This window comes from Vibrio marinisediminis (assembly GCF_014050145.1).
GTDB classification, from domain to species: Bacteria; Pseudomonadota; Gammaproteobacteria; order Enterobacterales; family Vibrionaceae; genus Vibrio; species Vibrio marinisediminis.
In genome coordinates this window covers 1-304 of record NZ_JACFYF010000157.1, presented here as the reverse complement: position 1 = coordinate 304, position 304 = coordinate 1, and the positions used below count along the sequence as shown (strand labels likewise).

The 304-nt window shown below is 56.2% G+C and carries 1 protein-coding gene; it reads right to left on the bottom strand.

The window, feature by feature from the left end; genetic code table 11:
• Positions 1–304 (bottom strand): ABC transporter permease (locus H2O73_RS23775; RefSeq protein ID WP_497997511.1); only part of this gene is annotated, 304 nt, incomplete at both ends.

The window sequence follows — 304 nt, the reverse complement described above, 5'->3', positions numbered from 1 at the left end:
GCCTCCAGCAGGGAGCGGTCGATTTTCTCGAGCGCCACGTAGATCGGCAGGATCGTGAAGGGCGCGTAAGCGTGGGCAAGCGTGATCACGACCGCATTGGCGTTATAGAGCAGGAAAGTCAGTGGCTCCTCAATGATACCAAGCCCTTGCAGACCAGAGTTGAGAACTCCGTTGAAGCCGAGGATTACCTTCCAAAGGAACACGCGGAGCAGGTAGGAGGTCCAGAACGGGACCGTGATCAGAAAAATCCATAGCGCCTTACGGTTCTGCGGGACGTGGAAGGACACGAAATAGGCGATGGGAA